Source organism: Mycobacterium sp. M26, from assembly GCF_001494595.1.
Lineage (GTDB): Bacteria > Actinomycetota > Actinomycetes > Mycobacteriales > Mycobacteriaceae > Mycobacterium.
Genome location: NZ_LN929908.1, coordinates 1,418,556 through 1,431,107, shown reverse-complemented (window position 1 = coordinate 1,431,107; position 12,552 = coordinate 1,418,556). Strand labels below are relative to the sequence as shown.

The window sequence follows — 12,552 nt, the reverse complement described above, 5'->3', positions numbered from 1 at the left end:
CCTCTCCGACACCGGTAGTTCGCCGCTGTGCCGCGAGTTTCACGTTTTGCGGCGGTCCACTCGATCTTTGGCGGCAAAACGTGAAACTCGACGGCGAAAGCTGCGGCCCAGATGCTGAACGGGGCACTTACTGCGGACCCAGCCAGCAGTAAGTGCCCCGTGAACAACTAACTCAGAGGATGTAGAGCATCTCCTGGTAGGTCGGCAGCGGCCACAGGTCGTCGGCCACTAGGCCTTCGAGCCCGTCGGCCGCCTCGCGCACCGCCGTCATGGCCGGCAGCACCACATCGCGGTAGTGCAGCGCCTCCTCGGCAGCGCCCTCGACGTGAGTACCCAACGCGGCCTTGAGGTCGGCGAGTCCCGCGGTCAGCGCCGAGATCGGACCCGACACCTCGGTCAGCAGCGTGGTGTCGGCATCCACACCCGCCGCCTTGAGGGTGGCGACGTTCTGAGCCAGCTCGGTCTGGTAGCGGATGGCGGCGGGCAGGATGACCGTCGTCCCCATCTCCAGAACCAGCTTGGCCTCCACGGCGATGGTCAGCACGTACTGCTCGAGCCGGACCTCGTAGCGGCTGTGCAGCTCGCGCTCGTTGAACACGCCGTACTTCTCGAACAGCGCGACCGCCTCGGGCTTGATCAGCTCGGGAATGGCGTCCGGGGTGGTCTTCAGGTTGGGAAGACCCCGCTCGGCGGCCTCGATCTGCCAGTTCTCCGAGTAGCCGTCACCGTTGAACACCACGGCACCGTGCTCGGTGATGATCTCGGTGAGCAGCGTCTGGACCGCGGAGTCGAAGTCCTCGCCCTCGCCGACCGCCTTCTCCAGCACGGTGGCCATGTAATCCAGCGAGTCGGCCATGATCGTGTTGAGGATGATCATCGGCACGTTGATGGTCTGGCCCGAGCCCGGGGCGCGGAACTCGAACCGGTTGCCGGTGAAGGCGAACGGGCTGGTGCGGTTGCGGTCGCCCGGATCCGTCGGCAGCTCCGGCAGCGTGTCGACGCCGATGATCATGCTGCCCTTGCCCTTTGACGAGGTGGCCGCACCCTTGGCGATCTGCTCGAACACATCGGCCAGCTGCTCGCCGAGGAAGATCGAGATGATCGCCGGCGGAGCCTCATTGGCACCCAGGCGATGATCGTTGGTGGCCGAGGCCACCGACACCCGCAGCAGACCGGCGTACTTGTGCACCGCGCGAATCACCGCGGCGCAGAACACCAGGAACTGGGCGTTCTCGTGCGGGGTGTCACCGGGCACCAGCAGGCTGCCGAACTGAGCATTGCCCACCGAGAAGTTGACGTGCTTGCCCGACCCGTTGACGCCGGCGAACGGCTTCTCGTGGAACAGGCACTCCATGCCGTGCTTCTTGGCGATGTTGCGGAACGTGGTCATCAGCAGCTGCTGATGGTCGGCGGCGATGTTGGCCCGCTCGAACATCGGGGCGATCTCGAACTGGCCGGGCGCGACCTCGTTGTGCCGGGTCTTGGCCGGGATGCCGAGCTTGAACAGCTCACGCTCGGTGTCCATCATGAAGGCCAGCACGCGGTCAGGCACCGAGCCGAAGTAGTGGTCGTCGAACTCCTGGCCCTTGGGCGGCTTGGCGCCGAACAGGGTGCGCCCGGCGTTGATCAGGTCGGGGCGGGCCAGGAAGAAGTGGCGGTCGACCAGGAAGTACTCCTGCTCAGGGCCGCAGAACGACACGATGTGGTCGAAATCCTTGTGGCCGAACAGCTTCAGAATGCGCTCGGCGTGAGTACCCATCGCCTGCTGGCTGCGCAGCAGCGGGGTCTTGTAGTCCAGCGCCTCACCGGTCATCGAGACGAATACCGTCGGGATGCACAGCGTGTTGCCGTTCGGGTTCTCCAGGATGTAGGCCGGGCTGGTGACGTCCCAGCCGGTGTAACCGCGGGCCTCGAAGGTGCTGCGCAGACCACCCGACGGGAAGCTGGAGGCGTCCGGCTCACCCTGGATCAGCGTCTTGCCGGCGAATTCGGCCAGCGTCTGCCCGTCGGAAACCGGCTCGAGGAAGCTGTCGTGCTTCTCGGCGGTCAGTCCGGTCATCGGATAGAAGACGTGGGCGTAGTGGGTGGCACCCTTTTCCAGGGCCCAGTCCTTCATGGCCGCCGCGACCGAGTCGGCGATGGCCGGATCGAGCTTCTCGCCCTTCTCAATGGTGGCGACGACAGACTTGTAGATCGACTTGGGCAGGCGCAGCTGCATCTCGGCCTTGGTGAACACGTTGGATCCGAAGATCTCCCCGGGCTCCTCAGCGGGGTCGAAGCTGATCGCCGGGGGTACATATGCCTCGACGCTATTGATCGCCTGAAGCCTGACGGTGTTTCCGCTCAACTGTGTTTCCTCTTCACCCAAGACACCCGCGTCTGCTTCGCGGGCATGCGACCGGCCCACAGTAGGAAGCTTCGGTTCCAAACTTGTTACGTCCGCGTCAACGGCAGAATGCGGCGCACGCTGGCGTATCTCCCGGCACCCCGCATTTCTAGCAACGTCGCGGGATAACGGAATGCCACCGCAATTCCTGGACACCGAATTCAAGCCCGTTCCGCAATCCGAGAAAAACCCGGGAAGACCTTTACGAAACGGCGCGCGAATGCGGTCTAAGTGGGGTTATGGTGATGCCGCTTGAGTTCATGGGTCGGAAACTCTTAAGGGGAAATCATGATGCACGCTTCGCGGATCGTCGCGCCCTTTGCCGTCGCCACGCTGGTCGCAGGGGCTGTTCCCGCGCTGGAACACAGCCAGGCCGCCGCGTTCACGTCGGTCGAAATCGCGCTGACCCATGCGACTGAACAATTGTCCGATGGTTATTCCGGAGCCTGGTCCGGGGGTCACGACCACGGGGACGGGGATTTAGAGGATTGGGGCGGCCACGGCGGTTCCCAGAATTGGTGGGGCGGCGGATTCAACCTCGACTTGAGCGGGCTTTTGGCGACCATCGTCGAACAACTGACGGCCAATAACGGTGCTCTGCTGACGGCCATCCAGACCGCGGTGAGCGCCGTGATCGCCGATTTGGCCAATGGTTCGACGATCGCCGAGGCGCTGGCCAACGCCGGCCAACAGCTGGCCTCAGCCATCGGCGGCAACGTGGGAACGGCCATCCAGCAAGGCCTGGACAAGATCGGCCAGCTGCTGACGCTCGCGCCCAAACTCATCAGCGGAGCACTGACCATCGCCGCCGCACTGCCCGATGCCGTCGCGCCTGTCGTCACCGCCGTCACCGCCGCCGTCAGCGACGTGCTGGGTGCCATCGGAACCACCGATCTGAGCACCGTCATCCAGACCGGCATCAAAAACGTCACCACCGCCGTCGCCCAGGGCATTTCGACCATCACCGCGGTGATCCAGAAGGTGCTCACCGGCCAGACGGCGACCGCCACGGCAGCCACCGCCGTACTGCGCACCGCCACCCCCTCCAGTACTGAGGACACCGCGTCGGCTCCGGTGGCCGACAAGGAGAACACCGAAGCCCCCGAAGTCGAAGCCGCCGAACCCACCAAGAACGACACCGAGGCATCCGAGGACGACAGCGACGCCTCGGCCCCGGCCAAGGCGGGCAGCGCCCGGACCACGCGGGCGGCTGCCGCCGCAGCGACCGGCGCCAAGAAGGAGTCCGACTCGCCGGCCAGCGCCGGTGCGGAGAAGTCCTCCTCCGGAGCCTCGGGCGGCTCGGGCCGGGCATCGGGCAAGCGGGGCGCCCACAAGTCGGCGGACTGACACCCGCGGACGCCCGAGGCCGCGTGCCGATCGTGAGCCAGTCGGCCTAGATTGAGAGGCATGGGTGAAGGTCGCGACATCGATGCCGGCTACGACGAGCATGCGGTCACCATCGGCGCCCGCAAGCTCGAGGCGGCCGGGGTGCCGGCCGTCCTGGTGTCGCTGCGGCGCGGACTGGCAGAGATGGGCCCGGTACGTACGGTCGAAGCCCTGGCGCGGATCAACCAGCGCCACGGCTTCGACTGTCCGGGCTGCGCATGGCCCGAGGAGCACGGCGGCCGCAAGCTGGCGGAGTTCTGCGAGAACGGCGCCAAGGCGGTAGCCGAGGAGGCGACCAAACGCCGCGTCACCCCGGAGTTCTTCGCCCGGCACACGGTGGCCGAACTGGCCGCCAAACCGGAGTACTGGCTGTCCCAGCAGGGCCGCCTGACGCACCCGATGGTGTTGCGGCCCGGCGAGCAGCACTACCAGCCAATCAGCTGGGACGACGCGTACGCGGTGATCGCCGAGCATCTGAACGCGCTGGCGTCACCGGATGAGGCGGTGTTCTACACCTCCGGACGGACCAGCAACGAGGCGGCGTTCCTCTACCAACTGCTGGTGCGCAGCTTCGGCACCAATAATCTGCCGGACTGCTCGAACATGTGTCATGAGTCGTCGGGCACCGCGCTGATCGACTCGATCGGGATCGGCAAGGGGTCGGTGACCGTCGATGACGTCGAGCACGCCGACGTCATTGTGATCGCCGGGCAGAACCCGGGCACCAACCACCCGCGGATGCTGTCGGTGTTGGAAAAGGCGCGGGCCAACGGCGCCAAGATCATTGCGATCAATCCGCTGCCCGAGGCGGGGCTGATCCGCTTCAAGGATCCGCAGAAGGTGCACGGTGTCGTCGGCCACGGTGTGCCGATCGCCGACGAGTTCGTCCAGATCCGCATTGGTGGGGACCTGGCGCTGTTCAAGGGGCTGGGCCGGCTGTTGGTCGAGGCCGACGACCGCTCGCCCGGCAGCGTGATCGACCGCGACTTCGTCGACGGGCACTGCCACGGCTTCGAGGACTACCTCGCCGAGGCCCGTGGCGTCGATCTCGACACCGTCCTCGAGGCCACCGGGATCGACCGGGCACAACTCGACCGCGTCGCCGCGATGCTGGCAGGCTCGCAGCGCACCATCGTGTGCTGGGCCATGGGCATCACCCAGCACACCCACGCAGTGGCGACCATCGGCGAGATCACCAATGTCCTTCTCCTGCGCGGAATGATCGGTAAGCCCGGCGCCGGGGTATGCCCGGTGCGCGGCCATTCCAACGTGCAGGGCGATCGGACCATGGGCATCTGGGAGAAGGTGCCGGAGAGCTTCCTGGCCGCCTTGGACAGCCGGTTCGGCATCGCCAGCCCGCGCAAACACGGCTATGACACGGTGGATGCCATCAGGGCGATGCGCGACGGCCGGGCCTCGGTATTCATCGGCATGGGCGGCAATTTCGCCTCGGCCACCCCCGACACCGCGGTCACCGAGGCGGCGTTGAGTTCCTGCGCGCTGACGGTGCAGGTGTCGACAAAACTCAACCGCAGCCACCTGGTGCACGGACGGACCGCGCTGATCCTGCCGACGCTCGGGCGCACCGACCGGGATCTGGTCGACGGCCGCAAACAGGTTGTGTCCGTGGAGGACTCGATGTCGATGGTGCACCTCTCGCGAGGCTCGCTGACGCCGCCCAGCGATCAGGTGCGCAGTGAAGTGGCGATCATCTGTCAGGTGGCGCGCGCGGTCCTCGGTGCCGATCATCCGGTGCCGTGGGAATCGTTCACCGCCGACTACGACCGGATCCGCGACGCCATCGCGGCCGTGGTGCCGGGATGCGCGGACTACAACACCCGGGTGCGTCAGCCCGATGGCTTCCAGTTGCCGCACCCGCCGCGGGACGCCCGCGAGTTCCCGACGATCACCGGCAAGGCCAACTTCTCGGTCAATGCGATGCAGTGGGTTCCGGTGCCCGCGGGGCGTTTGGTGCTGCAGACGCTGCGCAGCCACGACCAGTACAACACCACGATCTACGGTCTGGACGACCGCTACCGCGGCGTGAAGGGCGGCCGGCGGGTGATCTTCGTCAATCCCGCCGATATCACGTCGCTGGGATTGAGCGACGGCGATCGGGTGGATCTGGTCTCGGAGTTCACCGATGCCCGCGGTGAGGTTCAGGAACGGCGCGCCAAGGACTTTCTGGTGGTGCCGTACTCCACACCGGTGGGCAATGCGGCCGCCTACTACCCAGAGACCAATCCGCTGGTGCCGCTGGATCATGTTGCGCTCAAGTCGAATACACCGGTGTCGAAGGCGATCGTCATCCGGCTGGAGAAGACATGGGACGGGTAACCGCCCGGCGCCGAGTCAGCCACCTCACCGCGGACAGCGCCTCCGAGCGGCCCGAGACACTCGTCGTCGAGGAGCCGCTGGAGATCCGGGTGAACTCTGTTCCGGTGACGGTGACGATGCGAACGCCCGGTTCCGATGTCGAACTGGCGCAAGGCTTTCTGCTCACCGAAGGTGTCATCAGCCGACGGGGTGATGTCCTGACCGTACAATACTGCCGGGGCGCCGAAACCGCAGACGGGACCAACACCTACAACGTGCTCGACGTGACCCTGCACCCCGACGTGCCCCCGCCGGATACCGATGTCACCCGCAACTTCTACACAACGTCGTCGTGCGGGGTGTGCGGTAAAGCGTCACTCGAGGCGGTTCGGCTGTCCAGCAGCTACTCCCCCGGCGATGATCCGTCCGCGGTGTCGAGGGCGGCATTGACGGCAATGCCGGCCCAATTGCGCGCGGCACAGAAGGTATTCGCCAGCACCGGCGGACTACATGCCGCCGCATTGTTCACCGCCGACGGCACACTGCTGGTGGTGCGCGAGGATGTCGGCAGGCACAACGCGGTCGACAAGGTGATCGGATGGGCGTTGGAAGCCAAGCGGATTCCGCTCGGCGGAACCATCCTGCTGGTGAGCGGCCGGGCCTCGTTCGAATTGACGCAGAAAGCGGTGATGGCCGGAATTCCGGTGTTGGCCGCGGTGTCAGCGCCGTCATCGCTGGCCGTTGACCTGGCTACCCAGTCGGGTCTAACTCTGATCGCTTTCTTACGGGGTGACTCAATGAACGTCTACAGCCGAGCGGATCGTGTGATCGGCTGAGACAATACGGGGGTATTGCTCGTCACGCACGGTGGGAGGACGCGGTGACAGAGGTTGACGCACCGATCTCGGTGCATCACGAGAGAACGCGAACGCTGTTCAACCGTGACCATATTGGCATTACCCGCGCTGACCTGAGCGGGTGTGCGGCCGCCGGCGACGAACTCAACGCGCCGTCGGCTTTCGTGCTGCTCTATCGCCAGTACGTCAGGGACCGCTGGGAAGTCTTCAGCCTGGATTTCGGCCAGGACCAGAAGGATTGGGTGCGCACGATCGCCGATGACGAGCGCGAGTCGTTCGTGGGTATCGCTGCGAGTTTTCTGCACGGCAGTCGCCAACTCGAAGCGAACCTGCCGGAGTTCATGGCCGGCTCAGCCGAGGAGCACAAGCTCCACATCGCCGCGCAGATCGAAACGCATGCACGGCACATCGTGTTCTTCGGCAGGTTCTTTCGCGAGGCCGTCGGCGCTCAGGGCGCCGCCATCATGGGAATGCTGGACGAGACGTATCCCCGGGTGCAGGAGACCTTCGTCGGCCCGTTCGGGCTGTTGGCGTTCCAGGCCGAGGAGTTGCGTCGTCAGCCCCACGACCCGCGAGCCAGGGTCCGTTACGCCACAACGTGTTTCCTGTGGATCCAGGGTGTTCTGGCGACGTCCTTCTTCAGTGTGCTGATGGGCTTTGCCGCCGGTCGCGGGGTGCTGCCGGGATTTGTCGACGGAGCGCGGTCGGCGTACCTCGATCACTCCCGGCATGTCCGCGGCGGGCTGCTGTTCCTGCAGCAGGAGCTTCGTGCGGATCCCACGCTGGCCGACGAGATTCACGACACCCTGCGCACGATCCTGACGGTGAGCGGGGTATCGAGCCGCCGAGCCTTCCACGAGCCGCTCGGGTGGAGTGAGGGCGAGATGCGCATGCTGGTGTCGAGCAGTTTGCGCCGCCGGTGTGCCGAACTCGGCGTCGCGCTGACCGCGGACCTCGAACGGATGCTCGTGCCGATCGGCCACATCGCCCCCGGCGGCTGAGCGTGCCGTCGGCCTTCTTCAGCGACGAGTGGGCGCAGGACGTCCGGGCCGCGCTGGATGCCGGGCCTGACGATGCCACCCTGGCCGGCAAGCTGACGCAGTACTGGGATGTCTACGACGTCGTGCGGGCGCAATACACCGCGTCATGGGCGCTCGGCGTGCGCAACCTGCCCGCCGAACTCGGCGGCGGCGATCGCTACCTGTACATCGCGTGGGCCGGCTACTTCGTCCGCGAGTGCCGGGTGCTGCCCGGTTCCGAACCCGTGGACGCGACCTATGTACTGATGGCCGACTACACCCACTGGAAGGCCCTGTGCGAGGGCTACGACGTGCTGCGGACCATCACAGACCGCCGGATGACGCTGGAGCGCGGCGAACTGCTCGAATTCTTCAAGGCGATCTACTTCTTCGCCGAGTCCCTGGCGACGATCGCCAGAGTGCCGTTTGCGTAAGAGACCGGGCTGGCCGATACCTTAACGGTGCTATTAGTTGTCTCCGGGGATCGCCGTGGGGGCCGGCGGGGCTTTGACTGTGGGCGAAAAGCTATTGCCTCCGCCAGGAGTGACAGCCTTTTCTGTTGGCGACGGCGGGGCAACGCTAGTGCTGGTTTGCGGAGACGGCGGCGCTTTCTCTTGGCGGGCATCACACGCAGACACCAAACCGGTGATTCCCAGGATCAGCAGGGCCAGAGCCGCAGTTGCTCGCACGAGGTTTTCCGGCTTGCTCAGACGAGTCAGTGGTAAAAGCCCTTGGGCGGCGTTGCCTTCGAGCCTGGCACCGCGGTGATATTCGGGCCGAACGCATGGTCGGCCTGGTAACCGTCAGAGTCCAGCGCGCTCCCTACCTGGTCACTCGCGCCCGAAACAGACGAGATATAGCTCGGGTCGAAACTCGCGGGAGGCGGGCAGTAGTGCGGATTCTGCTTAACGAAGCACGCATCACTGACGATGGCGTGGCCACCGGTCGAAGACGTTGTCAGATTGCGACTCGTACCGCTTGTGCCGTCGTTGTCGAAAGAACCCTGCGTGCCGTCGTAGTCAACCGAACCGCCCGTCTGCGTCGTCAGACCGTCCGCCGAGGCCGCAGCGGCACCCGCTATCGCGACAGCAGAAGCTAACCCGGCAACCACGCCTACCAGTAGTACTGACAAGCTACGTCGCACCGCCATGTGAAATCTCCCTCATCTACGAGAAGTCGGTTGCCATCTATAGATGGCTTCTTTCTCAGCAGAGGCTATCGCATCTCACAGTGGAATGCCATCTATAGATGGTCGACTGATTGGCGTGAGGCAACGATGTTGCTGGAGTGTCGGAGTCTTCGATTGAGCGAGATGTAGCCGAGACACTCGGCAGGCGGCTCGCCGAACTCCGGCAGGCCCGAGGCTTAACCCAGGAAACCGTCGCGCAAGCGGCGGGGATCAGTCGCAACCATTACCAGCTACTTGAATGCGGTATAGGCCAACGAGGCGAGCGCAAACCGGCCAACCCTCGTCTTTCAACTTTGATTGCACTTAGCGAAGTGCTGGGGATAACCGTGCCTGAACTGATCGAAGGCATGTTCAACCAGTCCGATTCGGCTCTAGACCAACTCGACTCGACACGAGCTAGAGAGACAAAGAGACGGTTGGGGCGTACAGCCGCCGAGGCAGCCGCCTTGACTACCCCAGAGAATGAAGGCTAACGAGTAGACCTAGGCGGACTTGTCGCGGCGCTCGGGCCGGGCCGGCTTGCGCGGCACGATCGTCGGCAGGACGTTGTCCTGGACGGTCTCCTTGGTCACCACGACCTTGGCGACATCGTCACGGCTGGGGATGTCATACATCACCGGCAGCAGGACTTCTTCCATGATGGCGCGCAGGCCGCGGGCACCGGTCCCGCGGTGGATAGCCTGATCGGCGATCGCCTCGAGCGCATCCTCGTCGAACTCGAGCTCGACGCCGTCCATCTCGAAGAGCCTGGTGTACTGCTTGACCAGAGCGTTCTTCGGCTGCGACAGGATCTGCACCAGCGAGTCCTTGTCCAGGTTGGTCACCGAGGCGACCACCGGCAGACGGCCGATGAACTCGGGGATGAGCCCGAACTTGATCAGGTCTTCGGGCATGACCTCGGCGAAGTGGTCCTGGGTGTCGATCTCGGCCTTGGACTTCACCTCGGCGCCGAAACCCAGGCCGCGCTTGCCGACCCGGTCGGAGACGATCTTCTCCAGACCCGCGAACGCACCGGCCACGATGAACAGCACGTTGGTGGTGTCGATCTGGATGAACTCCTGGTGCGGGTGCTTACGTCCGCCCTGCGGCGGCACCGAAGCCTGGGTGCCCTCCAGGATCTTCAGCAGCGCCTGCTGAACACCTTCGCCGGAGACGTCGCGGGTGATCGACGGGTTCTCGCTCTTGCGGGCGATCTTGTCGACCTCATCGATGTAGATGATGCCGGTCTCGGCGCGCTTGACGTCGTAGTCGGCGGCCTGGATGAGCTTGAGCAGGATGTTCTCGACGTCCTCACCGACATAACCCGCCTCGGTCAGTGCGGTGGCGTCGGCGATGGCGAACGGGACGTTGAGCATCTTGGCCAGCGTCTGCGCCAGGTAGGTCTTGCCGCAGCCGGTGGGACCCAGCATCAGGATGTTGGACTTGGCCAGCTCGACAGGCTCGGCGCGGGAGTCACGGTGCTTCTCCTGCGCCTGGATGCGCTTGTAGTGGTTGTAGACGGCGACGGCCAGCGTGCGCTTGGCGGTGTCCTGCCCGATGACGTAGTTCTCCAGGAATTCCCGGATCTCGGCCGGCTTGGGAAGCTCATCGAGTTTGACGTCGTCGGCGTCGGCCAACTCCTCTTCGATGATCTCGTTGCACAGGTCGATGCACTCGTCGCAGATGTACACGCCCGGACCCGCGATGAGCTTCTTCACCTGCTTCTGACTCTTACCGCAGAACGAGCACTTCAGCAGGTCACCGCCGTCTCCGATGCGCGCCATGGTGGTGGGGTCCTACTTCCTTCGCCGTCGGTCTTCGATCGTTGCCATCGACTGTCTGTGGTGTATGTCCCGACGCTACCCGTTCGCTCCGCCGCGGTGCGACAGATAGAGCCGAATAGCGCCAGTGGTATTCGTGATGGTGAACATATCCCCTGACACGGCTCTCGTCGCTTCGGAACGCGCACCTGTGTTACTGGCGTGTCGCCGCCGTTACCCAACCGAGAGGGCACGCGCCCGGAATGGCAACGGCGAACGGCGAGTTGCGTCGCGGTGTTCTCCGTTGCCCACGATACCGAAGCCCGTGGTCACACCGGGTTCGCGGAGCGCGGAATTGCTCAGGCGTTCTGCGCCGAGAGCTTCCGGTACTCCAAGACGGTGTCGATGATCCCGTATTCCTTGGCGTCGGCCGCGGTGAGGATCTTGTCGCGGTCGGTGTCCTTGCGGATCACGGCCGCATCCTTGCCGGTGTGGCGAGCCAGCGTCTCCTCCATGAGGGTCCGCATCCGCTCGATCTCCGCGGCCTGGATTTCGAGGTCGGAGAACTGGCCCTGGATGACACCACCGAGTGAGGGCTGGTGGATCAGCACGCGGGCGTTCGGCAGCGCCAGGCGCTTGCCGGGGGTGCCCGCGGCCAGCAGCACTGCGGCCGCCGAGGCGGCCTGACCCAGGCACACGGTCTGGATGTCGGCGCGGACGTACTGCATGGTGTCGTAGATCGCCATCAGCGAGGTGAACGAGCCGCCGGGCGAGTTGATGTACATGGTGATGTCACGGTCGGGATCCAGCGACTCCAGGACCAGCAGCTGGGCCATGATGTCGTTGGCCGACGCGTCGTCGACCTGCACGCCGAGGAAGATGATGCGTTCCTCGAAGAGCTTGTTGTACGGGTTGGACTCCTTGACGCCCCAGCTCGAGTGCTCGACGAAGGACGGCAGGATGTAGCGCGACTGCGGCGCCAACCGGGGGTTCGCCTCAGAAAAGGGATTGGTATCAGGCATTGGACAGTCCGTTCACGTGGGCGCGGGTGATGATGTGGTCGACGAAGCCGTACTCGAGGGCTTCCTGAGCGGTGAACCACCGGTCGCGGTCGGAGTCGGCCTCGATGCGCTCGATCGGCTGGCCGGTGAACTCGGCGTTGAGCCGGAACATCTCCTTCTTGATGAGCGCGAACTGCTCGGCCTGGATCGCGATGTCCGCGGCCCCACCCGTGATGCCGCCCAACGGCTGGTGCATCAGGATGCGGGCGTGCGGCAGGGCGAAACGCTTGCCCTTGGCACCCGCGGCCAGCAGGAACTCGCCCATCGAGGCGGCCATACCCATCGCGTAGGTGGCCACGTCGCACGGCGCGAGCACCATCGTGTCGTAGATCGCCATGCCGGCGCTGATCGAGCCGCCGGGCGAGTTGATGTACAGCGAGATGTCCTTGGTCGGATCCTCCGCGGCGAGCAGAAGGATCTGAGCGCACAGCCGGTTGGCGATGTCGTCATCGACCTGCGAGCCAAGGAAGATGATGCGCTCGGCGAGCAACCGCTCATACACCGAGTCAGTGAGGTTCAGCCCTGGCGCGCCGCCCGAACGCATATGAGTCACGACTTGATACCTGCTTTCTACAGACCTTGAACCAACTGGAGTTCTA

At 64.9% G+C, this 12,552-nt stretch carries 11 protein-coding genes; 6 read left to right on the top strand and 5 right to left on the bottom strand.

The window, feature by feature from the left end; translation table 11 throughout:
* Positions 1 to 172: 172 nt before the first annotated feature.
* Positions 173 to 2,347, bottom strand: coding sequence for a glutamine synthetase III family protein (locus tag BN3385_RS16080; RefSeq protein ID WP_059022021.1), 2,175 nt, complete (start codon positions 2,345 to 2,347; stop codon positions 173 to 175).
* Between the two features lie 327 nt (positions 2,348 to 2,674).
* Between BN3385_RS16080 and BN3385_RS16075 the strand changes: the two genes are divergently transcribed.
* The 5 genes from BN3385_RS16075 to BN3385_RS16055 are packed head-to-tail and all read left to right on the top strand — an operon-like array spanning position 2,675 to position 8,398.
* Positions 2,675 to 3,733, top strand: a complete 1,059-nt coding sequence (locus tag BN3385_RS16075; RefSeq protein ID WP_059018037.1) for a hypothetical protein — start codon at positions 2,675 to 2,677, stop codon at positions 3,731 to 3,733.
* A gap of 60 nt (positions 3,734 to 3,793) precedes the next feature.
* Entirely contained in the window at positions 3,794 to 6,109 is a 2,316-nt protein-coding gene (locus BN3385_RS16070; protein ID WP_059018035.1) for an FdhF/YdeP family oxidoreductase, read from the top strand.
* Complete coding sequence (gene fdhD, locus BN3385_RS16065) at positions 6,097 to 6,924, top strand: formate dehydrogenase accessory sulfurtransferase FdhD (protein WP_059018033.1); 828 nt, start codon at positions 6,097 to 6,099, stop codon at positions 6,922 to 6,924. Before BN3385_RS16070 ends, fdhD begins: the two co-directional genes overlap by 13 nt.
* Positions 6,925 to 6,968: 44 nt before the next feature.
* Positions 6,969 to 7,946, top strand: a complete 978-nt coding sequence (locus BN3385_RS16060) for a ferritin family protein (RefSeq protein ID WP_059018032.1) — start codon at positions 6,969 to 6,971, stop codon at positions 7,944 to 7,946.
* Positions 7,947 to 7,948: 2 nt separating this feature from the next.
* Positions 7,949 to 8,398: a hypothetical protein gene (locus tag BN3385_RS16055; RefSeq protein WP_059018029.1), complete on the top strand. Its 450-nt coding sequence runs from the start codon at positions 7,949 to 7,951 to the stop codon at positions 8,396 to 8,398.
* A gap of 281 nt (positions 8,399 to 8,679) precedes the next feature.
* Here BN3385_RS16055 and BN3385_RS28245 read toward each other — a convergent pair whose 3' ends face one another.
* Positions 8,680 to 9,114 carry a hypothetical protein gene (locus BN3385_RS28245; RefSeq protein WP_156432775.1) on the bottom strand — a complete coding sequence of 145 codons (435 nt, stop codon included), beginning with the start codon at positions 9,112 to 9,114 and terminating at the stop codon, positions 8,680 to 8,682.
* 137 nt (positions 9,115 to 9,251) lie between these two features.
* On the opposite strand from BN3385_RS28245, the gene BN3385_RS27715 reads away from it, so the two are divergent.
* On the top strand, positions 9,252 to 9,626 hold the full coding sequence (locus tag BN3385_RS27715; protein WP_082690503.1) for a helix-turn-helix domain-containing protein: 375 nt from the start codon (positions 9,252 to 9,254) through the stop codon (positions 9,624 to 9,626).
* A gap of 9 nt (positions 9,627 to 9,635) precedes the next feature.
* Here the strand turns inward: BN3385_RS27715 and clpX are convergent, their stop codons facing one another.
* From clpX to BN3385_RS16040, 3 genes are all read right to left on the bottom strand, one after another.
* Positions 9,636 to 10,916, bottom strand: a complete 1,281-nt coding sequence (gene clpX, locus BN3385_RS16050; RefSeq protein ID WP_059018027.1) for an ATP-dependent Clp protease ATP-binding subunit ClpX — start codon at positions 10,914 to 10,916, stop codon at positions 9,636 to 9,638.
* 335 nt (positions 10,917 to 11,251) lie between these two features.
* Positions 11,252 to 11,914 carry an ATP-dependent Clp protease proteolytic subunit gene (locus tag BN3385_RS16045; RefSeq protein ID WP_059018025.1) on the bottom strand — a complete coding sequence of 221 codons (663 nt, stop codon included), beginning with the start codon at positions 11,912 to 11,914 and terminating at the stop codon, positions 11,252 to 11,254.
* Positions 11,907 to 12,497, bottom strand: coding sequence for an ATP-dependent Clp protease proteolytic subunit (locus BN3385_RS16040; protein ID WP_179967456.1), 591 nt, complete (start codon positions 12,495 to 12,497; stop codon positions 11,907 to 11,909). The genes BN3385_RS16045 and BN3385_RS16040 overlap by 8 nt, the downstream gene beginning before the upstream one ends.
* Positions 12,498 to 12,552 lie beyond the last annotated feature (55 nt).